At 70.2% G+C, this 26,374-nt stretch carries 21 protein-coding genes; 15 read left to right on the top strand and 6 right to left on the bottom strand.

The window, feature by feature from the left end; translation table 11 throughout:
• Nucleotides 1-228 precede the first annotated feature (228 nt).
• Both AB0K73_RS20255 and AB0K73_RS20250 read right to left on the bottom strand, forming a co-directional pair.
• Nucleotides 229-2,067, bottom strand: coding sequence for a hypothetical protein (locus tag AB0K73_RS20255; RefSeq protein WP_360519148.1), 1,839 nt, complete (start codon nucleotides 2,065-2,067; stop codon nucleotides 229-231).
• 380 nt (nucleotides 2,068-2,447) lie between these two features.
• Entirely contained in the window at nucleotides 2,448-3,971 is a 1,524-nt protein-coding gene (locus tag AB0K73_RS20250; RefSeq protein ID WP_360519151.1) for a LuxR C-terminal-related transcriptional regulator, read from the bottom strand.
• Nucleotides 3,972-4,112: 141 nt separating this feature from the next.
• Between AB0K73_RS20250 and AB0K73_RS20245 the strand changes: the two genes are divergently transcribed.
• The 3 genes from AB0K73_RS20245 to AB0K73_RS20235 are packed head-to-tail and all read left to right on the top strand — an operon-like array spanning nucleotide 4,113 to nucleotide 5,827.
• Nucleotides 4,113-4,736 (top strand): TetR/AcrR family transcriptional regulator, encoded by a 624-nt coding sequence (locus AB0K73_RS20245; protein WP_360519154.1) that lies wholly within the window; start codon nucleotides 4,113-4,115, stop codon nucleotides 4,734-4,736.
• Nucleotides 4,733-5,314 carry a hypothetical protein gene (locus AB0K73_RS20240; protein ID WP_360519157.1) on the top strand — a complete coding sequence of 194 codons (582 nt, stop codon included), beginning with the start codon at nucleotides 4,733-4,735 and terminating at the stop codon, nucleotides 5,312-5,314. The genes AB0K73_RS20245 and AB0K73_RS20240 overlap by 4 nt, the downstream gene beginning before the upstream one ends.
• 9 nt (nucleotides 5,315-5,323) lie before the next feature.
• On the top strand, nucleotides 5,324-5,827 hold the full coding sequence (locus AB0K73_RS20235; RefSeq protein ID WP_360519160.1) for a GNAT family N-acetyltransferase: 504 nt from the start codon (nucleotides 5,324-5,326) through the stop codon (nucleotides 5,825-5,827).
• Between the two features lie 37 nt (nucleotides 5,828-5,864).
• On the opposite strand, the gene AB0K73_RS20230 is transcribed toward AB0K73_RS20235, so the two are convergent.
• Nucleotides 5,865-7,064, bottom strand: a complete 1,200-nt coding sequence (locus AB0K73_RS20230) for a hypothetical protein (protein WP_360519163.1) — start codon at nucleotides 7,062-7,064, stop codon at nucleotides 5,865-5,867.
• Nucleotides 7,065-7,194: 130 nt separating this feature from the next.
• Between AB0K73_RS20230 and AB0K73_RS20225 the strand changes: the two genes are divergently transcribed.
• From AB0K73_RS20225 to AB0K73_RS20215, 3 genes are all read left to right on the top strand, one after another.
• Nucleotides 7,195-9,126 carry an ABC transporter ATP-binding protein gene (locus AB0K73_RS20225; protein WP_360519166.1) on the top strand — a complete coding sequence of 644 codons (1,932 nt, stop codon included), beginning with the start codon at nucleotides 7,195-7,197 and terminating at the stop codon, nucleotides 9,124-9,126.
• A 63-nt stretch (nucleotides 9,127-9,189) separates the two neighbouring features.
• The gene (locus tag AB0K73_RS20220; RefSeq protein WP_360519169.1) at nucleotides 9,190-9,639 is read left to right on the top strand and encodes an FAD-dependent oxidoreductase; all 450 of its coding nucleotides are present in this window, start codon (nucleotides 9,190-9,192) and stop codon (nucleotides 9,637-9,639) included.
• A gap of 36 nt (nucleotides 9,640-9,675) precedes the next feature.
• Entirely contained in the window at nucleotides 9,676-10,524 is an 849-nt protein-coding gene (locus AB0K73_RS20215; protein ID WP_360519172.1) for a BBE domain-containing protein, read from the top strand.
• Here AB0K73_RS20215 and AB0K73_RS20210 read toward each other — a convergent pair.
• Together AB0K73_RS20210 and AB0K73_RS20205 are read right to left on the bottom strand one after the other, a co-directional pair.
• A complete protein-coding gene (locus AB0K73_RS20210) occupies nucleotides 10,521-11,267 on the bottom strand; it encodes a DUF305 domain-containing protein (RefSeq protein WP_360519175.1) in 747 nt (248 codons plus the stop codon). The genes AB0K73_RS20215 and AB0K73_RS20210 overlap by 4 nt on opposite strands.
• Nucleotides 11,264-11,956 carry a DUF3105 domain-containing protein gene (locus AB0K73_RS20205; protein WP_360519178.1) on the bottom strand — a complete coding sequence of 231 codons (693 nt, stop codon included), beginning with the start codon at nucleotides 11,954-11,956 and terminating at the stop codon, nucleotides 11,264-11,266. The genes AB0K73_RS20210 and AB0K73_RS20205 overlap by 4 nt, the downstream gene beginning before the upstream one ends.
• Nucleotides 11,957-12,252: 296 nt before the next feature.
• On the opposite strand from AB0K73_RS20205, the gene AB0K73_RS20200 reads away from it, so the two are divergent.
• The 7 genes from AB0K73_RS20200 (at nucleotide 12,253) to AB0K73_RS20170 (ending at nucleotide 20,857) form a co-directional block, all read left to right on the top strand.
• Nucleotides 12,253-13,620 (top strand): cystathionine beta-synthase, encoded by a 1,368-nt coding sequence (locus tag AB0K73_RS20200; protein ID WP_360519181.1) that lies wholly within the window; start codon nucleotides 12,253-12,255, stop codon nucleotides 13,618-13,620.
• A gap of 117 nt (nucleotides 13,621-13,737) precedes the next feature.
• Nucleotides 13,738-14,898, top strand: coding sequence for a cystathionine gamma-synthase (locus tag AB0K73_RS20195; RefSeq protein ID WP_360519262.1), 1,161 nt, complete (start codon nucleotides 13,738-13,740; stop codon nucleotides 14,896-14,898).
• 191 nt (nucleotides 14,899-15,089) lie between these two features.
• Complete coding sequence (locus AB0K73_RS20190) at nucleotides 15,090-16,463, top strand: amino acid permease (protein ID WP_360519184.1); 1,374 nt, start codon at nucleotides 15,090-15,092, stop codon at nucleotides 16,461-16,463.
• Nucleotides 16,460-17,410 carry a cyclase family protein gene (locus tag AB0K73_RS20185; RefSeq protein WP_360519187.1) on the top strand — a complete coding sequence of 317 codons (951 nt, stop codon included), beginning with the start codon at nucleotides 16,460-16,462 and terminating at the stop codon, nucleotides 17,408-17,410. Before AB0K73_RS20190 ends, AB0K73_RS20185 begins: the two co-directional genes overlap by 4 nt.
• 82 nt (nucleotides 17,411-17,492) lie before the next feature.
• The gene (locus AB0K73_RS20180; RefSeq protein ID WP_360519190.1) at nucleotides 17,493-18,911 is read left to right on the top strand and encodes an MFS transporter; all 1,419 of its coding nucleotides are present in this window, start codon (nucleotides 17,493-17,495) and stop codon (nucleotides 18,909-18,911) included.
• A 49-nt stretch (nucleotides 18,912-18,960) separates the two neighbouring features.
• Nucleotides 18,961-19,926 carry a zinc-binding dehydrogenase gene (locus AB0K73_RS20175; protein WP_360519193.1) on the top strand — a complete coding sequence of 322 codons (966 nt, stop codon included), beginning with the start codon at nucleotides 18,961-18,963 and terminating at the stop codon, nucleotides 19,924-19,926.
• A 100-nt stretch (nucleotides 19,927-20,026) separates the two neighbouring features.
• Nucleotides 20,027-20,857, top strand: coding sequence for an aldo/keto reductase (locus tag AB0K73_RS20170; protein ID WP_360519196.1), 831 nt, complete (start codon nucleotides 20,027-20,029; stop codon nucleotides 20,855-20,857).
• 24 nt (nucleotides 20,858-20,881) lie between these two features.
• Here AB0K73_RS20170 and AB0K73_RS20165 read toward each other — a convergent pair whose 3' ends face one another.
• The gene (locus AB0K73_RS20165) at nucleotides 20,882-23,476 is read right to left on the bottom strand and encodes a cation-transporting P-type ATPase (RefSeq protein ID WP_360519198.1); all 2,595 of its coding nucleotides are present in this window, start codon (nucleotides 23,474-23,476) and stop codon (nucleotides 20,882-20,884) included.
• Between the two features lie 99 nt (nucleotides 23,477-23,575).
• On the opposite strand from AB0K73_RS20165, the gene AB0K73_RS20160 reads away from it, so the two are divergent.
• Together AB0K73_RS20160 and AB0K73_RS20155 are read left to right on the top strand one after the other, a co-directional pair.
• A complete protein-coding gene (locus AB0K73_RS20160) occupies nucleotides 23,576-24,988 on the top strand; it encodes an MFS transporter (RefSeq protein WP_360519200.1) in 1,413 nt (470 codons plus the stop codon).
• A gap of 359 nt (nucleotides 24,989-25,347) precedes the next feature.
• A complete protein-coding gene (locus tag AB0K73_RS20155; protein WP_360519202.1) occupies nucleotides 25,348-26,367 on the top strand; it encodes a LacI family DNA-binding transcriptional regulator in 1,020 nt (339 codons plus the stop codon).
• The last annotated feature ends 7 nt before the right edge of the window (nucleotides 26,368-26,374 follow it).

Below are 26,374 nucleotides of genomic sequence, written 5' to 3'. Positions count from 1 at the left end.
ACACTCCTGCACCAGCTCCGGCCGGTACGCCAACGCCAACCTCGCCACAACACTCTCCACCCGCTAAGTGTTGCGACCACCGCGAGAACCCAAGGATCCGCTTGCGGACATCCGGCGAGGCGGCACCATTCGGTGCGTTGCGGGGTGTGTACGAAAATGCTCCCCGCGTTAGGCACACGAGCGGCGGGCGCCCCACCAGGGGACGCCCGCCGCCGCTGTGGTCAGCGATCACTCGCTGTGGTTGGTCCTCCCCTCACGACGAGCGCGGGCGATGAGCGCGGCGCCGCCCAGGCCGAGCAGCAGCAGTGCGGCTGCGATCGGACCGGTCGGGTCGTTCACACCGGTGTCGGCGAGTCCGCCGCTCGGCTTCACCGGCTTGGCCGGCTTGTCGTGCTTGGCGGGCTTGGCCGGCTTGGCCGGGCACGGCTCGAGCGTGAAGTCCACGCTGGCGTGGAGCTCGAACTCGTCGTCCTCATCGGCCCACACGCCATGCACCCATGCCGTGTAGTCCATGCCCGGAGGCAACGGCGCGAACTCGATCTCGGCCATGTGCGACGCGCCGGCGGTGATGGTCCGGATGCCGTCGTAGGCGGTTCCGTTCATGTCACCACTCGCGGTCACCCACACGTCGTACTCGACGCCCTCGACGAGGTCGGAGAGACGCACGAGCGCCGACCCTTCCTCACCGTAGGCCGGGCACTCAGTGACCACCACGGAGATCACGGGCTGGCACGGTTCGACGACGAACTCGGCCATCGCCGTCACGTCCTCGTGTTCCGTCCAGGTGATGGTGAACGTGTACGTTCCCGGCGGAAGGTCGCCGAACGGCACGTCGAGGGACTCGGACGGCGCCGTGAGCGTGTCCTCGATGAGGACGTCGCCGCCAGCGAGGCTCCAGTCGTAGTCCTCGTCGACGATGAGGCCGAACAGGCTCACCAAGGCCGTTCCGTCGTCACCGAGGCTGCAGCCCGTGGCCGCGGCCGTGACATCCAGTTCGCTGACGCACTCCTCGACCGTGAATGTCGCGGTCGCCGTCACATCTTCGTCCTCGGTCCAGGTGATCGTGAACGTGTACATTCCAGGAGGAAGGTCACCGAACGGCACGTCGAGCGACTCGGACGGAGCGGTGAGCGTGTCCTCGATGAGGACGTCGCCGCCCACGAGGCTCCAGTCGTAGTCCTCGCCGACGACGAGGCCGGACAGGCTCACCAAGGCGGTGCCGTCGTCACCAAAGCTGCAGCCGGTCGCCACGGCGTCGACATCAAGCACGGGGCACTCGTCGATCGTGAACGACTGCTCGTCGATCAGCTCCCAGCCGTCTCCGATGGTCGATTGCTCGACCGTGATCGTGTAGTCGCCCGGTGGCAGCGAGGCGCTCCCGTTGACCGGCCCGGCCGTGCCGGAGAAGGTCCAGGTCGCGACGTCGTTGTCCTCGGAGTCCCAGATGATCACGCGGTAGTCGAGGTTCGCCTGCAGCGGCCCGAGCGTCCATTCGATCTCCCCATCGGGCCCGTAGAAGTCGATGCACGAGGTCACCGTGATCATCAGGTCGGGCACGACGGTCGGCATGACGCAGTCGTTCTCGTAGATCGCCTGACCCTCGGCATCCCAGTTCAGGCCCGGGAAGTATGCGGGCTCCTCGCCGCCGTCGTCGTAGTAGAACGGCGGGATGATGTCGCCCCACTGCTCCTCGATCTCCGGGTAGAAGATCGGGCCGGTGTGATCGGCGTGACCCGAGACGTCGCCATCTGCGGCAGGCTCGTTGATCACGTAGGGGTTGCGGTACGACGCGGTGGCGTGACAGATCTCCACCTTGTCGACGACCTCTTCACCCGGTGGCACGAGGAGTGCGACGACCGGAGCCTCGACTTCAGCCGCGGGAAGCGCGGCTTCGGCGGCGGCCGCATCGACAGGCGCCTCGGCGGGCACGGCGGCTTCCACGGCAGGTGAAGCCGCGGGCTCCTCGACGGGTGCGGGCGTGGGCTCCTCGACAGGCGCCGGTGCCGGCTCCTCGACGGGTGCGGGCGCGGGCTCCTCGACCGGAACCGATTCCGACTGCTCCGCCACTGCCTGCTCCGAGGCAGCGGGTGGCAATTCGTCAGCGGCGGCGGGTACGGCAGCCAGAGCCGTCATGCCCCCCAAGGCCATCGCTGCGACGACGGCACCAGCCAGTGTCGTCCGCCAACTGCGACGGGCCTCGATCGTGTCCCCTGCGGGTCCGGACGGGTCTCGTCCCCCCGCGCGACGCCAGGCGTCGCGACTTGGTGTGTTCACTGGTCCCCCTTGATCGGAACTCGCACGGCTCGGGTCCGCGCGTCGACGGTCAACGGTGGCCGCCATGCCTTCGATGCAAGCACCGGGGCGCGGATGACTGGAAGGGGCATGAGCGGGTGAGTGGAGGGTGAAACGGGTATGAAAAATGCCGATCCGCCCCTCATTCGGGGGTCTCAGTCGAGGATCCCGAGGGTCCGCGCTCGCTGTACGGCACCTTCACGGGTCGTCACGCCGAGCTTCCGGTAGATGCTCCGCGCCTGCGTCTTGATGGTGTTCGGTGAGACCGAGAGCTCGAACGAGATGCGCTGCTGCGTGTCGCCCGCCGCGAGCCTCGTGAGCACGATGCGTTCGCGCGGGCTGAGCGTGTGCGGCGGTCCGTCCTCGCCGTTCGGGAAGCGGCTGATGATCGCATCGAGCAACATCTGAACCGCCCCGGGGTGGGGTCGGTGCGTCGATCGGTTGTGGAGCGCCGAGAGGTGGGCACGGGGCAGGACGCCGAACGGCCGGACGGACCCCACGGGCGCGGCCAGCGCGAGGGACCGCTCGAAGAGGGTGTCGGCCGTGGTGCGGTCGCCCACCATGTCATGCGCGCAGGCGACGATGAGCAACGCGAGTGTCCCCGTGCGGGGCGCGTGGCCGTCGCCCATCTCCAGGCACGGCTCGAGCAGCTCGATCGCGTTCGCGGGCTCGCCCGCATCGAGTGCCAGCCGCGCCGACCAGGTGGCAGGGCACTGGATGTGTCTCGGATCCGACGAGATCCGCGTGATCTCGGCTCGGGCGGCGACCGCTTCCTGTCGGCGCACGAGGAGCGCGATGCGGGCGTCGTCGTGCATCATGCCGGGAAGGTTGGGTTGCTCCCATTCCTTCGTGATGAGCTGCAACTCCTGCAGGATCTCCGCCACCTCGTCATCGTCGGCGCCGCGCAGCGCGGCGAGCTCGGCCAAGGCGATCGGTTGGTATTCCGTGCCGACGGTCTCTGCGATGAGGGCTGCGAGCCGCTGCTCGAATCCGTCGACCCCACCGTGCTCGATCGCCATCGCGATGGCGGCCAGCCTCAGCGGAGCGGCGGCGAGGCCGCGCGCCTGCGACTCCACGCCCGCTGCGCGTGCGTTCTCGATGAAGGCCTCGGCGCTGCGGAGGCTGCCGGCGCGAAGATCGATCAGCGCGAGGCATCCGCTCGCCTCCGCTCGGAGTTCGGGCGACGTGCGAGTGCCGGCGACGTGGAGCGCGCGGAGCAGGATGCCTCGTCCGTCGTCGAGCCTCCCGCCGAGCGTCGCGCACACCCCGTCGTTGAGGAGGATCAGCGCTTTCAGCTCGATCCGAGCGGCGAACGGCAGTCTCGCGGTCACGAGCTCCCGGCTTGCCGAGGCGAGCAACTCTCGAGCGCGTGTGAAGCGGCCGAGTTCCCGGAGCGGCAGCGATCGCACCACCGGCGCCAGGACCCGAAGAGCGGGGTCGGATGCATCTGCGGCGAGCAGTTCGTCGGCGGCATCGAGGTACGGCTCGGCCGCGTAGGGATTGCTCGCTCCGGGTATCCGGAAGCTCGTGGCCAGGCCGAGGAGTGCAGCCGGATCACGCGACCATTCCTCTTCGGGCATCCGCGCGACGTCGGCACGCAATCGAGACGGCTCGGCGCGCATCACATCGCGCCACGTGAGGGGCGCGGGGCGTCCCCACGTGTCCCGTATCGAGGCCATGACTCACCCCCGCTCCGTCGCGAACCCGTCGCCAGTCTATGGGCGGGGCCCGATTCAATGCCGAGGGGTTGACGCGCGTCGGGTTCGCCTTGATCCCCGGAGATGTAAGTCGTACATTGATGTTCAATAAAGGAGGATGTCGTGGCGAACAGCGCACCCCAGGCGTCGGCCAAACGCGCCGACGCTCGACGGAACATCGAGGCCATCCTGGATGCCGCCGCGATGTGCCTGAGTCGCGATGCCGACGCCAGCATCGCCGAGATCGCCCAGACTGCGGGTGTTGGCCGCGTCACGCTCTACGGCCACTTCCCCTCACGTGCCGCGCTCATCGACGCGGTGGTGGCGCGGGCGATCGACGAGGGCGACGTGGCACTCGGGGCGCTCGACCTGAGCGGCGACCCCCGGGCAGCGCTCGTGCGACTCATCGGGCGCAGTTGGCTGACGCTCGTGCAGATCGGGGCGCTCGTCACGGCGGCCGAGACTGCGCTCTCCGAGGAGCGGATGCACGAGCTTCACCAGCGACCGGCGTCGCGCGTCGAGATGCTGGTGGAGCGTGGCCAGGCCGAGGGGGCCTTCCGCATCGACCTGCCCAGGTCGTGGCTGGTCGGCACCCTTCACCGCGTGATGCACGGCGCTGCCGCGGAGATCGAGGCCGGGCGCCTCGCTCCTGACGACGCGGCCTCCGTGATCGCGGCGACCGTGCTGGCCGCGTACACCCCGCCGGGCGAGCCCGTCCCGCCGGTGGACACGTGGGCGCGGCCGTGACCGTCGCAGAGCCGGCTCGCTCCGTCCAGGGCAGCCGGATGCTTCGGCGCTGGCCCACGGCATTCGGCGTCGTCTTCGCGGCATCCCTCATTGCGGCGTACTGGTTCGGGTTCGCCGACACCGAGCGGATGTCGCAGGTGCTCACCGCGGCGGGCTTCATCTACCTCGGAGCGGCGGCCCTGGGGCTGAGAACGTCGGCGTGGCCGTTGTTCGCGCTCACCATCGTGCTGATCACGGTCGGATTCTTCATGCGAGCGTTCGACCCGTTCTGGTGGATGCTGGGAATCGCGGGCGTACTGGTCGCCGTCGGGCTCGCGCGCGGATCGTGGCGACCGTTGTGGGGAATGCCGCTCGCGTTCGGCGCCATGGCGCTCATCGCTGCCATCGCGATCGTCGCGTCGCTGCTCGGCCAGCCGTGGGCGGCCATGCTGGTCGCCGCAGGGCTGCTGGCGCACGCAGCGTGGGATGTGTTCCACCATCGAACGGGCCGGGTGGTCGTGCGGTCGCTCGCCGAATTCTGCGCCGTCCTCGACTCGCTCCTGGCCGTCGGGATCCTGGCCGCGGCCCTCCTGGGATAGGGTCGCCCGGTGGCTGGCTCATCCCTCATTGGACCGCGGATTCGAACCGCGACGCCGGCGGATGTCCCTGCGATCGCACGTATCTGGCACGAGGGATGGGCCGACGGTCATGCCGGACACGTTCCAGAGGAGCTGTACCGGCACCGGACCGCCGAGACGTATCCGCCGCGGGTGCTCGAGCGGATCGGGCAGACGTGGCTGGCTGAACGCGACGGCGTCGCGCTCGGCTTCGTCGTGGTGATCGACGATGAGGTGGAGCAGGTCTACGTGGATGGGGCCGCACGCGGCACCGGCGTCGCGACCATGCTGCTCGAGAAGGCCGAGTGCGTGGTCGCCGAGACCGGCCGCGAGCGTGCGTGGCTCGCCGTCGTGGCCGGTAATGCCCGGGCGCGGGCGTTCTACGAACGATCGGGTTGGCGCGACGCGGGCGCGTTCGATTACGAGGCCGAGACGGCGGCAGGATTCGTGCTCGTGCCGTGCCGCCGCTACGAGAAGCACCTCCGCGGCCGGTGAGTGCCGGAGCCCGGCACTCACCGATCGGTCGCGCGGATCAGATCAGGTCGCGGGAGTCTGCGCGACGTCGGCGGAGAAGGAGTGCGCCGCCGAGGCCCAGCAGCACGAGCGCTCCCGTGACGAGCGGAGCGATGCCGTCGACACCGGTGGCAGCGAGTGCTGGCTTGGTCGTTGTCGCAACGGGGCATGGCTTCACGGTGAAGTCGGCCTGCGCGACGAGGTCGAGCGATTCGATGGGCGTGAAGCTACCGCCACCACCGCCCAAGAACGGCGGCTCCTCCCACGGTGTCGTCGTCCAGACGCCGGCGACCCCGATGGTGAAGTCCTGACCGGGCGGGAGCTTCGAGACGGAGAGCTGCGACGTACCGTGCTCGTCGGCCGTCACGAGATGGACCCCGCCGTAGGGAGTGCCGTCGGCGTCGCCGCGGTCGGTGACCCGCACGTCGACCTCGACGCCCGCGACGAGGTTCGAGAGGGTCACGAGCGCCGAGCCGGTGCCGCCGGGCACCGTGCACTCCGTGACCTCGACAGTGACCTCGGGCTGGCAGGGTTCCACGGCGAAGCCGCGCCAGTCGTAGACGGGAATCGGCACGTTCTGCCATTGCGCATACACGTAGTAGTTGCCCGGGGGGAGGCCCTCGCTGACGGCCTGCTCGCTCGTGCCGCCCGCCGTGAACTCTTCGAACAGGGAGACGCCGATGCCCTCCACCCAATAGCCGTACAGCTCGCCCTCGACCAGGTTCGTGAAGCCGAACGTCGCCGTTCCGTCGGCGCCGGTGCTGCAGGTCATCACGGGCTCGTTGACATCGAGGTCGGGGCAGGCGCCGATCGTGAAGGCCTTTTCGTCGATGTTGCGTCCACCGGTCTCGCGTTCCACGGTGTAGAAGATGGTGTACTCGCCCGGGTCGAGCGCCACATCCGCCTCGAACTGGGTGCCGTCGAGATATGTGGCCTCGTAGACGACGGCGGCGGCGGCATCCGTGATCGTGATGAAGTCCTGGTAATAGGGGTACATGTCGCGGACGAGGTAGTGCAGCGAGCCCTGGCCGTAGTGCCCGGCGCAGTCGGTGATCTCGATCTCGAGCGTCGAGTCGAAGCCCGGCTCCTCCTCAGCCGCCGCGGGCGTGGCGATGCCGACCGCTGCACCGATCATCGCCAGTCCGGCGACGAGCATCCCCGCGAGGCCGGCGCGCCACCGCGCGACCGAGGACGGAGGGCGGAACGTGGGATGACGCATGGAGCACTCCCTTCGGGCGCGGGGAATCCGAGCGTCTCTCAAACTAGGGGTGTCACGCCCTGCGCGAACGTCCCCAGTTCGGGGCGCCGCCCGCGGCAGTGGCGTCGCACCCGCCGCTTAGGGTGAATGCATGAGCATGCACGGTGGTGGGGGGATGCCGCCGCCCGGGGCCCGGCCCGCCGGTGGTCGCGGAGGCGGGCCGCGCTCCCGCATCTCCAGCGGCGATGTCGAGGCGCAGCGCGCAGAGAACGCCGACGCGCCGAAGATCCCGCACCTGCTGCGTCGCGTCGCCGACCTGTTCGCGCCGCACAAGGCGGCGCTCATCACGACCGTGGCGCTCGTGCTCGTGGGCGCGGCCCTCAGTGTCATCCCGCCGCTCCTGACCCAGCGCGCATTCGACGACGGACTGTTCCCCACCGGGCCCGACGGTGACGCGACGGGCCCGAACCTGCCGGTGCTCAGCACCGTGGTCGCGGCGATGATCCTCGTCTTCCTCATCTCGGCGCTGCTCGGTGTCTGGCAGACGTGGCTCACCGCGACCATCGGCAACAAGGTCATGGGCGCACTCCGGGTGCGCCTCTTCACGCACCTGCAGGCGATGGAGCTCAGCTTCTTCACCCGCACCAAGACCGGCGTCATCCAGTCGCGCCTGCAGAACGACGTGGGCGGCGTGGCATCCGTGCTCACCAATACCGTCTCGAGCGTGCTCGGCAACACCGTCACCGTGCTCGCGGCGTTCGTCGCCATGCTCCTGCTCAACTGGCAGCTCACGGCCATCGCGCTCGTGCTCATGCCGTTCATGGTCATCGCGCAGCGCCGGGTCGGCCAGGTGCGCGCACGCATCGCCGGCAAGACGCAGGAGTCGCTGTCGGAGATGACGGCGATCACGCAGGAGACGCTGAGCGTCTCGGGCATCCTGCTCTCGAAGAGCTTCACGCGGCAGCAGAGCGAGATCGAGCGCTACGCCGACGAGAACGGCAACCAGATCCGCCTCCAGGTGAAGCAGCAGATGACCGGGCAGTGGTTCTTCGCCATGGTGTCGATCTTCATGTCCTCGATCCCGGCGATCGTCTACCTCGTGGCCGGGTGGCTCATCGGGGGCGGGCTCGCCGACATCACGGCCGGCACGATCGTCGCGTTCACCACCGTGCAGGCACGCCTGCTGTTCCCGCTCATGGGGCTCATGCGCGTGGCGCTCGACCTGCAGACCTCGAGCGCGTTGTTCGCGCGCATCTTCGAGTACCTCGATCTGAGACCGGCGATCACGGATGCCCCCGGCGCCCGCGACGTGGCATCCGGAGCCGCCCTCGGCCGCGTGGAATTCGAGGACGTGACCTTCCGCTACCCCGACGCCGACGACGACTCGCGGCCAACGCTCGACCGCGTGAGCTTCAGGATCGAGCCGGGCCAGTACGCGGCGTTCGTCGGGCCGTCGGGTGCGGGCAAGACGACGGTGTCGTACCTCGTGCCGAGGCTCTACGAGGCGGCGGGCGGTGTCGTGCGGTTCGCCGGAGACGACGTTCGAGACCTCCGGCAGGAGTCGCTGATCTCGAACATCGGCATCGTCAGTCAGGAGACCTACCTCTTCCATGCGTCGATCGCCGAGAACCTGCGATACGCCAAGCCCGATGCCACGGATGCCGAGCTCGAGGCCGCGGCGCGTGCCGCGAACATCCACGAGACCATCGCGTCGTTCCCCGAGGCGTACGACACCGTCGTGGGGGAGCGCGGCTACCGCCTCTCCGGCGGTGAGAAGCAGCGCATCGCCATCGCCCGCGTGCTGTTGAAGGACCCGGCGGTGCTCGTGCTCGACGAGGCGACGAGCGCGCTCGACACGATCAGCGAGCGGGTCGTGCAGCAGGCGCTCGACGACGCCTCGCGCGGTCGCACGACCATCGCCATCGCGCACCGCCTCTCGACCGTGGTCTCGGCCGACGTGATCTTCGTGATCGTCGGCGGTCGTGTGGTCGAGCAGGGCACGCACGCCGATCTCATCAACGCCGGCGGCGTGTACGCGTCGCTGTACCGTCAGCAGGAGGAGCGCCCGGTCGTCGAGGCGTGATGACCGTCGGCCGTCGGCCGCCAGTGATGGCCGCCGACGCGCGGGATTCGTATACTCCCGGGTGTGATCGACGTGGCCATGCTCCGGGAAGCGCTCGAAGGCGAGGTGTTCAGCCCCGACTCGCCCGGCTATGAAGAGGTACGTCGCCCGGTCAATCCCAACTACGGGGACGCGCATCCGCAGCTCGTCGTGCGGTGCCGCTCCACCTCTGACGTCGTCGTCGCCATCGACCACGCGAGAGCCACCGGCATGCGCATCGTCCCACGCGGCGGCGGCCACTGCTTCGCGGGTCGATCGACCACCGACGGAATCGTGCTGGACATGAGTGCGATGAACGGTGTCTCCGTGGCCGACGGTGGGCTCGCAACGGTCGAGGCAGGCGCGCGCCTGGCAGAGGTGTACGCCGCCCTGCACGCGCATGGGCGAACCATCCCGGCCGGTTGCGGCGAGACGGTCGGCATCGCGGGCCTCACGCTCGGCGGTGGGATCGGCCTGCTCGGGCGTACGCACTGACTCACGTGCGACCGCCTCGTCGGCGCGGAGATCGTCTTGGCGGACGGGCGCATCGTGGAGTGCGACGGCGACCACGAGCCCGACCTCTTCTGGGCGCTCCGCGGGGCGGGTGGTGGCCAGTTCGGCGTGGTCACCTCGCTGCGTTTCGACACCGTCGACGAGCCGATTGCCAGCCACATTGAGGCCGTCTGGTCGGCCGTTGCACCCGGAGACGTGATGTCGGCATGGCAGGAGTGGGCTCCGGATGCTCCGGCCGGCATCACGGCGAACCTGAGCGTCGTGGCAGAACCGGGCGAACCGACCACCATCGCACTCATGGGCGCCTCGTTGCTCGGTCACGCCGTCACCCGAGATGTCCTGGAGGAGTTCAGCGCCGCCGCCGGTGTCGCCCGTGTGAACGACATCCACCCCGCCGAGTCCTACTCCCGGTTGAAGAGCACACTCGCCGCACACCAGGACCCCAGGGAGGACGACGCGGTGGGGCTCTGCATCAGGTCGGAGTCCTTCTCCCGCTTGATGCGGCCGAACACGATCGAGAGCCTCTTGGCCGAACTCACGGACGGCACGAGCACCGCGCGACGACAGCTCAACTTCACGGCGATGGGTGGCGCCTACAACCGCGTGGCCGAGTCCGCGACCGCGTTCGCCCACCGCGATGAGCGCTTCCTCCTCGAGCACATCGAGCCGATGGCCGGCAGCGGCTGGGTCGACCGCTCCTGGAAGATCGCGCATGCCGACGGGTCAGGACGCGTCTACCCCAACTTCCCCGACCCGCAGCTGGACGACTGGCCCAGGGCGTATCACGGCGGCAATTTCACCCGGCTCGCGACGGTCAAGAACGACTACGATCCCGACCGGCTCTTCGATTTCCCGCAGTCCCTCTAGGAGCGTGCGGCGAGCATCTCCTCCATGAGCGCGATCTCGGACGTCTGGCTGGCGACGACGGAGGTCGCGAACGGCACCACCACGTCGTCGGTCGACCGCGCGAGCACAGCCTCGGCCATCTCGAGCGCGCCGTCGTGGTGGGCGATCATGAGTTCGAGGAACCGTCGCTCGGCCTCGACGCCCGACGAGGCGCGCAGCGCGTCGATCTGCTCGGCCGTTGCGAGTCCCGGCATCGGTGCGCCGGGCGCGTGGGTACCGGCGTCGGCGGCATGCGCGGCGTGTCCGTCACCGTCACCGTCACCCTCACCGTCGCCGTCGCCACCGCTGCCGTCGTCGGCCGGCCGGGTCATCCACGTCATCGACGGCTCGGAGCCCGCCTGCGAGAGCCCCCACTGCCGGAGCCATCCGTACAGCTGGCCCGCCTGCTGGGCCTGGGTCGTCGCGATGTCGTAGGCGAGCAGGCGCACGTCGGGATCGTCGGTGGCGTCGCGAACGATCATGGCGAGCTCGACGCCCTGCTGGTGGTGGGTCTGCATGTCGCGGGCGAAGCCGGCCTCGGCGCTCGTCGTCGCGGGCGGTGCCTCGCCGAGCGTCGACAGGCGGCCGACCGCGAACGCCACCACGGCCACGACGATGAGGGCGACGGATGCCGCGACGATCGCCGCGGCGCGGCCGGCGCCGCCTCCGCGGACGGGACCGGTTCGGCCGTCGCGAACGGCCACGCCGTCGCCCGACGCGGTCACGAGACCTTGCCGGGGCCGTCCACGGCGCCCGTGCAGAAGGCGCCGGGCTCGGGCACGCTCTCGCTCTGCCAGTACTCCTCGATGAACGCGCCGATGCGGGGATCATCGACCTCGTCGACCTGGAGCTGCGTGTTCCAGCCGCTCAGCACGATGGGCGACGGCAGTCCGTCGAAGGGGGAGAGGATCACGTAGGTCGACGGCAGTTTCGCGCGCAGCGCCGACACGTCGTCGTCGGGGAGGGCCGGGTCATAGGTGATCCAGAGCGCGCCGTGCTCGAGCGAGTGCACCGCGTTCTCGATCGGCACCTGCTCGGTGTACACGCCGCAGTTGAGCCAGGCGGGATTGTGGGGGCCGCCGGCGGGCGGGGTCTGCTCGTAGTCGACCGCCGTCTCCACGTGCGTCGACTCGTTCTCGAACGTCTCCACGCCCTCGACCTCGGTGCCATCGCCACCGGCGGAGTACGACGGCGGCTGCGGCGTCAGCACCACGCTCGCCACGATCAGTGCGACGATCGCGACCGCGCCGACGATGGCCGCGCCGATGCCGATGCGGCGGTTGCGCTTCGACCGCGCCTCGCGACGGCGGTGCTCCTCGAGCTTGCGCGCGCGGTCCTCGGCTCTCTGCTGCTTGATCGTCAGCTGCTTCTGCTGCTGCTTCGCCTTCGGGGGAACGGGCGGGGTCGCACTCACGCGGTGGCCTCTCTCGCAAGGTTGTCGCTTCAATCATACGAATCATACGAACGCATGGGCTGGGAGAACCCTCCGGATGCGGCATCCGACCGGAAATGCAGCATCTGCGACGTTGGCGGCCTCAATCGCACGTACTGCATTTCCCGATCGTCGCGCCTGCGGCATCCGCGCGGCTAGGCTGAGCGCGTGCTCTCATCCATGCTGTGTTGTCGTCGCTGAGACAGGCGACCCCTTTCCAGCGTCGCGCACCGCACCCGGGGCATCAGACGCACTCCACACAAGGAATGAACACCGGCATGAAGTATGCAGAGACCATCGTCGATCTCGTGGGCAACACCCCGCTCGTCAAGCTGCACCGCGTCACCGAGGGGGTGACGGATGCCACGGTGCTGGTGAAGCTCGAGTACCTGAACCCGGGCGGCTCCTCGAAGGACCGCATCGCCGGCCGCATCATCGATGCGGCCGAGGCCGAGGGCAAGCTCAAGCCGGGCGGCACGATCGTGGAGCCCACGTCGGGCAACACCGGCGTCGGGCTCGCACTCGTCGCCCAGCAGCGCGGCTATCGCTGCATCTTCGTGTGCCCCGACAAGGTCGGTGAAGACAAGCGCAACGTGCTCACGGCGTACGGCGCCGAGGTCGTCGTGACGCCCACCGCGGTCGCTCCCGACAGCCCCGAGTCCTACTACGGCGTGTCCGACCGCCTCGCGCGCGAGATTCCCGGCGCCTACAAGCCCGACCAGTACTCCAACCCGAACGGCCCCCGCTCGCACTACGAGACCACAGGCCCCGAGATCTGGCGCGACACCGACGGCAGGGTCACGCACTTCGTCGCCGGCGTCGGCACGGGCGGCACCATCACCGGTACCGGCCGCTACCTGCGCGAGGTGTCGGGTGATCAGGTGCGCATCATCGGCGCCGATCCCGAGGGCTCGGTGTACTCGGGTGGCACCGGCCGCCCCTACCTCGTCGAGGGCGTCGGCGAGGACTTCTGGCCCACGGCGTACGACCCCAGCGTTCCGCACGAGATCATCGCCGTCAGCGACGCTGAGTCGTTCGACATGACGCGGCGCCTGGCCCGCGAGGAGGGCATCCTCGTCGGCGGCTCGAGCGGCATGGCCGTGGTCGCGGCGCTGAAGGCCGCGGCATCCGCAGGCCCCGACGACGTGATCGTGGTGCTGCTGCCCGACGGTGGGCGCGGCTACCTCGGCAAGATCTTCAACGACAAGTGGATGCGCGCCTACGGGTTCTCGAACGCGCCCGAGGGCGACACGGTCGCCGAGCTGCTGGCCGCCAAGGCCGACCGCACGCCGCCGATGCTATACGTGCACCCGAACGACACGATTCGCGACGCGATCGACCGCATGACCGACGCCGGAGTGTCGCAGCTGCTCGTGCTCACCACCGAGCCGCCCGTGGTGCTCGGTGAGGTCGTGGGCGCGCTGCACGAGGAGGAGCTGCTCGACCTCGTGTTCTCGGGCAAGGCGAAGCTCACCGACAAGGTCACGACCGTCATCGGCGACCCGCTGCCCCAGATCGGCGTGAACGAGCCCGTGGCATCCGCTCGCGCCGCCTTCGCCACCGCCCCCGCGATGCTCGTCACCGGCGGCGGCAAGGCGCTCGGCGTCATCAGCCGCTCCGACCTGCTCAGCTACCTCTCGGCCTGACGGCCTCCCCTCGCCAGCACTTGTTTGCAGGAGATCGGACGTTTTGCAGGAGGCATCCGCGGAGCCGGTCCTGTATATCGAATGAAGTCCTGTGGAAAAGAGGAACAGACGATGAATATGCACGACGACGCACGCTTCGACACCCGCGCCATCCACGCGGGTCAGGACTTCGACCCGACCACCGGCGCGGTCATCCCGCCGATCTACCAGACCTCCACCTTCGTGCAGGACGGCATCGGGGGCCTGCGCGGCGGCTACGAATACTCGCGCGGCGGCAACCCGACGCGCACGGCGCTCGAGACGCAGCTCGCGGCGATCGAGGGCGGCATCCGCGGCCTCTCGTTCGCCTCCGGCCTCGCCGCGGAGGACGCACTGCTGCGCACCGTGCTGACGCCGGGCGACCACGTGGTGATCGGCAACGACGTGTACGGGGGCACGCACCGGCTCGTGCGCCGCATCCACGGCGCCTGGGGCATCCGTCACACGACCGTGGACACGAGCGACCTCGACGCCGTGCGCGACGCCGTCGAGCTCGGCACCACCAAGGTGCTCTGGATCGAGACGCCGTCGAACCCGCTCATGAAGATCAGCGACATCGCGGCGCTCGCCGAGCTCGGCGACGAGGCCGGCGTGCTCGTGGTGGTCGACAACACGTTCGCGTCACCCGCGCTGCAGCAGCCGCTCGCGCTCGGCGCCGCGGTGGTCGTGCACTCCACGACGAAGTACCTCGGCGGGCACTCCGATGTCGTGGGCGGAGGTCTCGTCTTCGCGGCCGGGCAGGAGGAGCTCGCCGAGAGCGTGACCTTCACGCAGTTCGCCGCGGGTGCGGTGTCGGGTCCGTTCGACGCGTTCCTCACCTCGCGCGGCATCAAGACGCTGGGCATCCGGATGCAGCGGCACAGCCAGAACGCCCTGGCCATCGCGCGACGGCTCGACGAGCACGCGGCGGTCGAGCGCGTGTTCTACCCGGGGCTCGAGTCGCACCCCGGACACGAGCTCGCCGCGCGCCAGATGTCGGGCTACGGCGGCATGCTCTCGATCTCGCTCGCGGGAGGGGCGGCAGCAGCTCGTCGATTCGCGGAGTCGACGTCGCTGTTCCAGCTGGCCGAATCGCTCGGCGGGGTCGAGTCGCTCGTGAACTACCCGTCGGAGATGACGCACGCGTCGGTGAAGGGCACCGAGGCGGAGGTGCCCGAGTCGATCGTGCGCCTGTCGGTGGGCATCGAGGACGTCGACGACCTGCTCGACGACATCGACCAGACGCTCGAGCGCCTGTAGCGGCATCCGTTCGCGGCGTGCTCGCTCGTTCGCGGCGTGACGACGTTTCGCGCGGTGGAGGACGCCGGCAAAGGGTCGTCGCCCGTCAATGGGGCGTCGCGTGGAGTAGGAATTCCGCTCGTGGCAGGATGTTGTCGAAACCTGTCAAGCCTGCCACGGCGCGTGTCGGTCGCAACCTCCAGAATGAACGGGTGACCACGAACGACACCGGCGCACCAGTCGTCGCGCAGCAGCACCACGGCGGTACCCTCGGGCTCGGGCAGGGCACGGCGCTCTACATCGGCAGCGTGCTCGGCACCGGCATCCTCGTGCTGCCCGGCCTTGCCGCGGCCGCGGCAGGCCCCGCGTCCATCCTCGCGGTTGCCGCCGTGCTCGTGCTCTCCATCCCGCTCGCCGGCACGTTCGCCGCGCTCGCCGCACGTTACCCCGACGCCGGGGGAGTGGCGAGCTTCGTGCGGCGCGCCCTCGGCGGCACGGCCGCACGCATGACCGGATACTGGTTCTACTTCGGCGTCTGCGTGGGCGCTCCCGTGCTCGCGATCCTCGGCGGCGAGTACGTCGTCGCCGTGCTCGGCGTCGACCGCGCCGCGGTGCCGATCATCGGCTTCGCCGTCTTCGTGCCGCCGTTCATCGCCAACTGGTTCGGTGTGCGTGTCGCCGGCTGGGTGCAGTTCGCGCTCACCGGCCTCCTCCTCGCTGTGGTCGTGGGCGTGGTGGCCGTCACGTTCCCCGCGGTCGACGCCTCGAACTTCGAACCGTTCCTGCCGAACGGATGGGGCGGCGTGGGCCTCGCGATCAGCCTCTTCGTGTGGGCGTTCGCCGGCTGGGAGGTCGGCACCCATGTCGCGGGGGAGTTCAAGAACCCGCGGCGCACGATCCCGATCGCCACGGGCATCGCCATCGTGCTCGTCGGCGCCGGCTACCTCGCGCTCCAGTTCGTCACCGTCGCGGTGCTCGGCGATCGGGCCGGCGACGGGCAGGCGCCCCTGGTCGATCTCGTCGAGACGACGCTGCCCGGCATCGGGCCCGTGTTCGTCGCGATCATCGCCGCGATCGTCACCTTCGGCGTGATGAACGCCTACCTCCCGGCGTTCGGCAAGCTCGGTGCGGCACTCGGCCGCGACGGCGACCTGCCCCGGTTCTTCGCGAATGGCGCCGCCGACGGTGAGATCCCGCGGCGCTCGCTCGCGCTCACCGGGGTGCTCATCGTCGTGTACTTCGGCCTCATGCTCCTCAACAACCTCGATCTCACGGGGTTCATCCTCATCCACACGAGCAACATGGTCGCGATCTACGCCCTCGGCATGGTCGCCGCGACCCTGCTGTTGAAGCGCTGGAGCTTCGGATGGTGGCTCGCGGTCGTCGCGACGATCATGACGGCCGGCCTGCTGGTGCTCGCCTGGGCGAACCTCCTCGTGCCGCTCGTGCTAGCCCTCGCTGCGGTGCTCGTCACGGTCGTGCGCCGACTGCGGAATCGCCGGGCGGATGCTCCGGCACATCCGGTCGACCTCGAACCCGAGCCGGCTCTGATCGTCACGAGCGCCCAGCGACAGGAACCCGAGTGACCGACTACCGCGCCCACTTCGACGCCGAGATCGACTTCGCGAACGGAGGTGGGCTGCGGGCCGAGGGGTTCCGGCTCGACCTGCCGTCGGCCGACCTCGACGAGGATGCGATCGGCAGGCTCTTCGTGCGGCATCTCGGGCTCGCGCTCGTGGGCCGAGTCGCGTTGTCGAACCTCGTGATCGTCGAGGAGCCGCACCGGGGGTCGCGCGGCATGGACGACGTCGGCACCGACGGCGAGGCGGCCGGCCATGCGGCATCCGCTGCACCGGGCACGTTTCGCGGCGAACTCGTCGACCTCAGCCACCCCATCCGGGCCGGGCTCGTCACCTACCCCGGCATTCCGGCGCCGACCATCACGCCGCACCTCACTCGTGAGGCGTCGCGCGAGCACTACGCGCCCGGCACCGAGTTCGCGATCGACCTCATCACCATGGCGGGCAACACGGGCACGTACCTCGACAGCCCATACCACCGGCACGCCGAGGGCGGAGACCTCGCGAGCCTCTCGCTCGACGGCCTCGTGGGGCTGCCGGCCGAGGTGTTCCACCTCACGGATGTCTCGAGTCGAGGCATCCCCGCCGAGGTCTTCCTCGATCGCGAACTCGCGGGTGCGGCGGTGCTTCTGCACACCGGATGGAGCCGTCACTTCGGCACGGCTGAGTACGCGCACGGGGCGCCGTTCCTCACGGAGGCGGGCGCCCATCACCTCGTGGAGGCCGGCGTGGTGCTCGTGGGCATCGACTCCCTCAACATCGACGACGCCGAGTCGGGCGGCGCCCGGCCGGCGCATACCATCCTGCTCGGCGCCGGGGTGCACGTGGTCGAGCACCTCACCGGGCTCGACCGGCTGCCGCCCCGCGGAGCGCGCTTCACCGCGGCGCCACCGCGCGTCGAGCGATTCGGCACCTTCCCAGTGCGCGCGTTCGCGGAGCTGCCGGCACGATGAACGCCCCCGGCAGCGTGCCCGGCAGACCGCGCCAGAGCAGATTCTTGACCTCAAGTGCGCTTGAGGTCATACGCTCGAGCGCATGAGTGTTGACGAAGCGAACGTCACCGGCCAGATCCCGGTGATCGTTCGAGAACGTGTGCTGGGTCCGACCTACCGGTGGATCAGCATCGGAATGTGCACCCTGGTCTTCCTCGCCGCCTTCGAGTCGATGGCCGTGACCGCGGTGATGCCGGCGGTCGCCGCCGACCTCGATGGGCAGGCCCTCTATGCGCTCGCCTTCGCCGGACCATTGGCCGTGAGCGTGATCGGCATGATCGTCGCGGGCAACGCCGCCGACCGCGGAGGCCCACGGCTCGCCCTCTACACCTCGGTCGCGCTCTTCGTCGTCGGGCTCCTCATCGCCGGCACCGCGACCGACATGTGGCAGCTCGTCATCGGCCGGCTCGTGCACGGACTCGGCGGCGGTGGACTCACGGTCGCCCTCTACGTGATCGTCGCCCGGGTCATCCCGTCGGCGCTGCAGCCGAGCCTGTTCGCCGGGTTCGCGGCCGCATGGGTGGTGCCGTCGCTTGTGGGGCCCTTCATCTCGGGTGTCGTGGCCGACAGCGTCGGCTGGGAGTGGGTCTTCCTCGGCGTCGTCGGACTCGTGGTCCCGGCGCTCGCCATGGTCGTGCCGAGCCTTCGTCGCATGAACATGGACGCCGCCGAGCAGCGGCCGCCGTGGCGCATCTCGCGCATCGCGTGGGCGACGCTCGCGGGTGTCGCCGTGCTCGTGCTGAACCTCTCGACCGAGGCCACCGGATGGGCGGGCTGGGCGCTGCCGCTCGCCGCCGTCGTGGTCATCGCCGTCGCCGTGCGGCCCATGGTGCCGCGCGGCACGCTCCGCGCCGCGCGCGGGCTGCCCGCCACCGTGCTGGTCCGCGCCACCCTGTCGGGCGCGTTCTTCGGTTCTCAGGTGTACCTGCCGCTCCTCCTCACCGGTGAGCCGTACCTCCTGAGCACCGCCATGGCGGGACTCGTGCTCACGCTCAGCGGTGTGGCCTGGGCGATCGCCTCGCAGGTGCAGGGACGCAACCCCGAGCGACTCAGCCACGAGCTGTGCCTGCGCATCGGGCTCAGCCTGCTCGGTGCCGCGATCGCGGGTTCGCTGCTCGCCACCGTGCTGGGCCTGCCGCCGTACGTCTTCATGATCACGTGGGCGTTCGCGGGTGCAGGCATGGGCATCATGTATCCGCGAACCACCGTCATGGGCCTGCAGTCCTCGAGCCTCGAGAACCAGGGCTTCATCAGCTCCGCCATGACGGTCGCCGACGCGCTCGGCGCCGCCGTGACGATCGCGCTCTCGGCCATCGTCTTCGCGATGCTGCTGCCACTCGGCGCCGTCACCGCCGTGGCGGGAGGCATCGCGGTGGCCCTCGCGGTGTGGGCGATCGGCCTCTTCACAGGGCTCCGCGCGCACGTCGAAGCGCCCGAAGCGGCGGCGATCGAGATCGACTGAGCATCATCCGCGGATCGAGCGGATGCCACACCTCAACGAAGGAGCCTTCATGCGCGCCGTCCTCGCCGACCGGCCGGGCCCACCGGGCGTCCTCCGCCTCACGACCCTGCCCGACCCCGAGCCGGGTGCGCGGCAGGTGCGGGTCGCCGTCGAGGCATCCGCCATCACGTTCGTCGACACGATGGTGCGCGCCGGCAACGGTTTCGGTCCACCCGTGACGTTCCCTGCGGTACTGGGCAACGGCGTGGGCGGTGTCGTCGATGCCGTGGGCGACGGCGTCGACCCCGGATGGCTCGGTGCACTCGTCGTCACCGCGACGGGCGGCGCTGGCGGCTATGCGAGTGCGGCGCTCGCCGACGTGGCCGACCTGCACCGCATTCCCGACGGACTCGACGTACGAGCGGCAACGGCCCTGCTCGCCGACGGGCGCACCGCCGTGGGCCTGCACGAGGCGGCGGCGGTGCGTCCCGGCGACGTGGTGGTCGTGTCGGCTGCGGCGGGTGGCGTCGGCAGTCTCCTCGTGCAGCTCGCGACCGCGAGCGGGGCCCGGGTGATCGCCCTCGCGGGCAGTGACACGAAGCTCGAACGGGCACGCGCGCTCGGCGCGGCGGTCACGCTGAACTACCGCGAGCCCGACTGGCTCGACCGACTCGACGCCGCGGCGCCCGATGGACTCGACATCGTCTACGACGGCGTCGGCGCCGACCTGACCGCCGCCCTCGCCGCTCGCGTGCGCGGCGGTGGACGCTACCTGCAGCACGGCGCCTCGGGCGGGCGCTGGGGCGAGCTGGATGCCCCGGCGCTCACGGAGCGAGGTGTCGCGGTGATCTCGTTGAGCGAGATCGGCAGCACGCCGGAAGAGCTCTTCCGGCTGGTCGAGCGGGCCCTCGAGCTCGGCGCCCGCGGCGAACTCCGACCCGTCATCGGGCAGACGTTCCCGCTCGAACAGGCCGCCGAGGCGCACGCCGCAATCGAGGCGCGCACGACCGTGGGCAAGACGCTGCTCCTGCCCTGAGCGGATGCCCCGCGAGGGCCGGGATCGGATGCCGCTGCGTCGCGTCGCCCAAGGGCGCGGTGCAGTGGCATCCGTCGCCGCCGTGGGTGAGGATGGAGGAATGACCGCTCCCGCGCACTCCCTCCGTGACGGCAACCGGATTCCCGCGATCGGTCTCGGCACCTACGGGCTCAACGAGCAGGCCGGGGTGGAGGCGATCGTCTCGGGGATCGCCGACGGGTATCGGCTCATCGACACGGCGTACAACTACGGCAACGAGGATGTCGTCGGCGAGGCCATCAGGCGCTGCGGCGTCGATCGCAGCGACCTCATGATCACCACGAAGCTTCCCGGCCGTCACCACGGCTTCGAGGAGACGCTCGCGAGCCTCGACGAGTCCCGGCATCGCCTCGGGCTCGACTGGGTCGATCTCTACCTCATCCACTGGCCGAACCCGCGCATCGACAAGTACGTCGACAGCTGGCGCGCGATGATCCGACTTCGCGAGAAGGGGCTCGTCCGCTCGATCGGCGTCTCGAACTTCACGCCCGCGATGCTCGACCGGCTCGAGCGCGAGACGAGCGTGGTGCCCGTCGTCAACCAGGTGGAGCTGCATCCGTACTTCCCGCAGGAGGAGCTTCGCGCGTACCACGTCGAACACGAGATCCGCACCGAGAGCTGGAGCCCCCTCGCCAAGCGCACCGAGCTCCTGAAGGAACCCGCGATCACCGCCATCGCCGCCGAGCACGGCGTCTCGCCTGCGCAGGTGGTGCTGCGCTGGCACGTCGAGCTCGGCTCGGTGCCGATCCCGAAGTCGGCTCACGCCGAGCGACGGCGCGAGAACTTCGACGTGTTCTCGTTCAGCCTCTCGAACGCCGAGGTCGCGTCGATCTCGGCGCTCTCACGGGGTCGGTTGTGGGGCGGCGACCCCGAATCGCACGAGGAGTTCTAGGCGTCTGGTGCGTCGCCGCAGCCGTCAGGCTCGACCTGCGTGCGGACGACGCGGCGCACCGGCACGCGCACGCAGGGCCTTGTCGAACGCGTCGACGGCGATGAGGATCGGCATCGACGCGATCGCGACCACCCAGCCCCAGAACGGCGGGCTCTGGTGACCGATGGTCATCGCGATCGGCGGGACCCAGAGCACCACGAGCGAGAAGACGACCTCGACCGAGGTGGCCGGGATGAGGAGCCGGTTCGTCGTCCAGCCGAGAGCTCCCGGCCACTTCGTGGAGGACCGGCAGGCGAACGCGTTCGCCGTCTGCGCGGCCACCACCGTCATGAACGCGGCACCCGAAGCGGCCATGAGGTCGGCCCCCGTGGGGAACGCCTCGCCCGGTCGCCACCCCAGCGAGACCAGCGACACCAGGAACGCCACCATGGTGAGGGCCGCCTCCAAGGGACCGAGCACACCGAACGCGCGCCGCAGCACGGTGGCGTTCATGAGCCGGCCGCGCACGGGTGGGCCGTCGAGCAGGTGCTTGGCAGGCGGCTCGGCTCCGAGCGCCACGGCCGAGAGGGTGTCCGTGCCGAGGTCGAGGGCGATGATCTGCAGCACGCCGAGCGCAAGCGGGAACTGGCCACCCGAGAGAGCCCACACGAGGAACGGCGCAAGCTCGGCGACATTGTCGGTGAGGTGGTAGGTGAGGAAGCGGCGGATGTTCACGAACGTCGCCCGCCCGTGCTCGATGCCCGCCACGATGCCGGCGAACGAGTCGTCGAGCAGCACGAGGTCGGCCGCCTCGCGCGCCACGTCGGTGCCCGAACGTCCCATCGCGACGCCGATGTCGGCCTCGTGCAGGGCGGGCGCGTCGTTCACACCGTCACCCGTCATCGCCACCACGTGGCCGCGCGACCGGAGCGCCCGGGCGATGCGGAGCTTGTCCTCGGGCGAGACGCGTGCGATCACGGCGCCGTCATGATCGAGCAGCGCCGCCAGGTGCTGGTCATCGAGCGGCAACGCGTCGCCCAGGAGCACCGGTGCGCCAGGCAGGCGCAGCCCGACCTCCTCCGCGATGGCCGCCGCGGTCACCGGGTGGTCGCCCGTGACCATCGCCACCTTGACCCCCGCCCGACGGCACGCCTCGATCGACTCGCGCACATCGTCGCGCGGAGGATCCTCGAGCCCGACGAGTCCGAGCAGGCGCAGGCCGTCCTCGCACTCCTCGAGTGATCGTGGGGTCCGGTCGCCACGTGGGGCGGATGCCACCGCGAGGACGCGCAGCCCTCGTGCCGTGAGCCGCTCCAACGCCCGGTGCGCGTCGGGGTCGTCGACGCACAGCGGGAGCACACCGTCGGGCGATCCCTTGACCACGACCTCGTCCGCGAGCACCACGGCCATGCGCCGCCGCCGCGGGTCGAACGGGAAACGCAGCTCGGCCGACACATCGGCGCGGTGGTACCGGGTGTCGAACCCGAGGCGTCGGGCGAACGTGTCGAGCGCGGCCTCCATGGGGTCGCCGTGGGCGCGCCACTGCCCGGCGACCTCCTCGGCGTACCCGGTCGAACACCGGGCGCCGGCGATGGCGAGGGCATGGAGCGGCTCCGAGACATCCGCATCCGACCACCGCAGGTCTGCAGTTGGGTCGTAACCGACGCCGTCGACCGTCACCGCGCCGGCAGGTGACCACGCCTCGACCACGGCCATCTGGTTGCGGGTGAGCGTGCCCGTCTTGTCGGTGCAGATGAAGGTCGTCGAGCCGAGGGTCTCCACGGCCTCGAGGTTGCGCACCAGGATCTGACGCTTCGCCATCTGCTCCGAGCCCCACGCGAGCGACAGCGTGACGGTCGGAAGCAACGCCTCGGGAACGAGGGCCACCGTCACGCCGATCGCGAAGACGAGGGCGGACTGGATCGGATTGCCGATGAGCACCGAGATGAGGAGGAACCCCGCACCGACCGCCACGGCGATGGCGGCGGTGACACGCACGACGCTGTGGAGTCCTCTCGTGAGGGGCGTGTCGGGCTTTGTGGTCGACGTCGTGAGGCGGGCGATGCCGGCGAGTCGAGTGGCGGCGCCGATGCCCGTGGTCACGGCGCGTGCATCGCCCTCGACGACGAAGGTGCCGGCGAAGAGTCGCTCGCCCGTTCGGACGGCGGTCGCAACGCTCTCGCCGGTGAGCAGCGACGTGTCGACGAGCAGCCGATTCGCCGTGACCGCCGTTGCATCCGCCGGGATCCGGTCGCCGGCTTCGAGCAGCAGGAGATCGCCGACCACCACGTCCTCGGCTTCGATGACCTGCCGGCGTTCGTCGCGCCAGACCGAGACGCGCGTCGGGAGGAGGGCCTGCAGCCGATCCGCGGCCCGATCGGCGCGCGCCTGCTGCACCGCTGAGAACACCGCGTTGAGCACGATGACGGCCACGATGGCGATGGAGAGCTCGGGCAGTCCCGCGAAGAACGCCAGGATGGCGGCGACCCAGAGCATGATCGCGAAGAAGTGCGTGAGTTCGCCGAGCAGCCGCCGAACCGCGGAAGGGCGCCGGGCGGCAGGCAGCCGATTCGCTCCGCCCTGCTTGTGCCGCTCCCCGGCCTCCGCTGAGGTCAGCCCGGGCGCCACGGTCCCCGACATCACCCCTCCTCACGTGCCATCCAGCGTAGAGGGAGCCGTGACGCCGGCGCCGCCGGCAGCGCCCATCCGACTGTCGACCGTCGGCGCTAGGGTCGATGAGTGAGCGATCCGACGATGAACGAGGCTGCGGAGGCATCCGCTCACCCGGTGCTCGCCGATGGCGCGACGGGGCCCCTGTCGAAGCCGTATCGGTGGCTTTCCATCGGCATGTTCTCGCTCATCTTCCTCGCGGCATTCGAGACCATGGCCGTCACGACGATCATGCCGCTGGTCGCTCGCGACCTCGACGGCGTGGCACTGTTCGCGATGGCGTTCGCGGTGCCGTTCGCGGCCGGAGTCGTGGGCATGGTGCTCGCCGGCAATTGGACCGATCGGGCCGGGCCGCTCCCGTCGCTCGTCACGTCGGCGGTGCTGTTCGCGGCCGGCCTGCTCATCGCCGGCGCCGCCCCGAACATGGTGGTCTTCATCCTCGGGCGCTTCGTGCACGGGCTCGCCGGGGCCGCCGTCATCGTGCCGCTGTACGTGATCGTCGCCCGGGTGTACCCCGAGGTGCTGCGCGCCCGTGTGTTCGCCGGGTTCGCGGCGGCATGGGTCATCCCGTCGATCGTGGGCCCCGCACTCGCCGGGGCGGTCGCCGAGGCCTCGAGTTGGCGCTGGGTCTTCCTCGGTGTCATCGTGCTCATGCTGCCGGCGGCTGGCATGATGCTGCCGCCCATCCTGCGGGTGCGCGACCGGGTGGGCGGCGACACGACGGTGCCGTGGAGCCTCGGCCGCGCCGGATGGTCGGTGGTCACCGCGGGCGCAGCGCTGGCGCTCTCGCTCGCCAAGGAGCTGCCCGAGCCGTGGCGCTGGCTCGTTGCGGCGGTGGCGATCGCGCTCGCGGCCATCGCGGTGCGGCCGCTCACGCCGCCCGGCACCCTCCGCGCGGCGTGGGGGCTGCCGGCGACCGTGCTCCTGAAGCTCATCGTCGCGGGGGCGTTCTACGGCGCCGAGATCTACCTGCCGTACCTGCTCATCGAGCGCTACGAGTTCTCGCCGAGCCTCGCGGGCCTCGCGCTCACGGGTGCGGGGATCAGCTGGGCGGTCGCCTCGTGGCTCCAGGGACGTCTCGGCAACCGGGTCACGACCACGCAATCCGTGCAGCTCGGCACCGTCCTCCTCGCGGCGTCGCTCGTCGTGGTGCTCCTCGTGGCGGTGTTCACGTTGCCGCCCGTGCTCGCCTTCGTCGCGTGGACGCTCGCCGGCGCCGGGATGGGGTTCATGTACCCGGGCTTCTCGGTCGCGGTGCTGCAGCTGTCGCCGAAATCGGCGCAGGGCTTCAACAGCGCGGCACTGTCGATCGGCGACTCGCTCGGCGCCGCCGTCGCGCTCGCGTTCACGGCGCTCGTCGCGGGCGCCGTCGTGGGCGCGCCGTTCGCGGCGGAGTTCGCCGTGACGCTCGCGATCGGCGTGGTGGCCGTCGTGCTCGCGCCGCGCGTGCGGCCTCGCGTCGAGGCATCCGCTCGCCCCTGACGCTCGCCGGAGCCAGTGCGCCCCAGGGGGCTGCTCGCCACGCCTCGCGTCCACATCGGCGGATATACGATCCGGCTCGCCGGGGTTCGGCCCGGGCAGCCGGCGCGCCGGATCGTATATCCGCAGAAATCGACGCGAGCGGCCTACGAGCGAGCGGATGCAGCGAGCGGATGCCCCGAGCGGATGCCCCGAGCGGATGCCTCGGCGTCGATGTGTGACGTCACCCGCCAACCGGGCGCGAGCGGGCTCCGCAGCGATGTGACGTCACATCTGTGACAGTCACATTCCCACGACGGCGTGCATAATGGAGGCGCCGGCATGTGTGACCGTGAACATGCCCAACTTCGAACGAGGCCGTCGTGTCAGTGGAGCCGCAGCGGGGCCGAGCCCCGAGCATCCGCGATGTCGCGCGCCTCGCGGGCGTCTCTCACCAGACGGTGTCGCGCGTGCTGAACCACCATCCGAGCATCCGTCCTGAGACCAAGCAACGGGTGCTCGACGTCATGGCCGAGCTCCAGTACAAGCCCAACCGGGCCGCGCGGGCCCTCGTGACGAGCCGCTCCCGCACCATCGGCATCCTGTCGGCGTCGAGCACGCAGTACGGTCCGGCGTCGAGCATCGCGGCGATCGAAGCGGCCGCTCGGGCTGCCGGCTACTGGGTGAGCACCGCGAACATCGAGTCATCCGACGCCGGCTCGATCGCCGATGGTCTCGCACACCTGGCCGCCCAGGGCATCGAGGGCCTCGTCGTCATCGCGCCGCAGGTGCGCGTGTTCGACACGCTCGCGCAGCTGTCGATCGACGTGCCGTACGTGACGCTGCAGTCCACCGGCCGCGATCCCGACCACGCGATGTCGGTCGACCAGATGGCCGGCGCGCGCCTCGCCACCAGGCATCTCATCCAGCTCGGTCATCGCAGCATCTACCACCTCGCCGGGCCGCAGGACTGGATCGAGGCCGAGGCGCGGATGCGCGGATTCCTCGACGAGATGGGCGCCCACGACGTGCCCACGACGGCGCCGATCCTCGGCGACTGGACGGCCGAGTTCGGCTACTACGCCGGCCGCGAGCTGCTCACCGTTCGCGACTTCACGGCGATCTTCTCGTCGAACGACCAGATGGCCCTCGGCCTCATGCACGCCATCCGCGACGCGGGCCTCGAGATCCCACGCGACATCTCGATCGTCGGATTCGACGACATCCCCGAGGCCGCGCACTTCTGGCCGCCGCTCACGACCGTGCGGCAGGACTTCGCCGAACTCGGACGCCGCTGCGTCGCGCTGCTGCTCGGCGACCTCGACCCGGCGGCGCCCGACTACCGCGGCACGATCGTTCCCGAACTCATCGTGCGGGCGTCGACGGGTCCGGCCGCGTTCTGAGGCCGTG

The organism is Agromyces sp. NPDC052230 (assembly GCF_040679595.1).
In the GTDB taxonomy this organism is placed as follows: Bacteria; Actinomycetota; Actinomycetes; order Actinomycetales; family Microbacteriaceae; genus Agromyces.
This window is presented reverse-complemented; position numbering and strand designations above follow the sequence as displayed.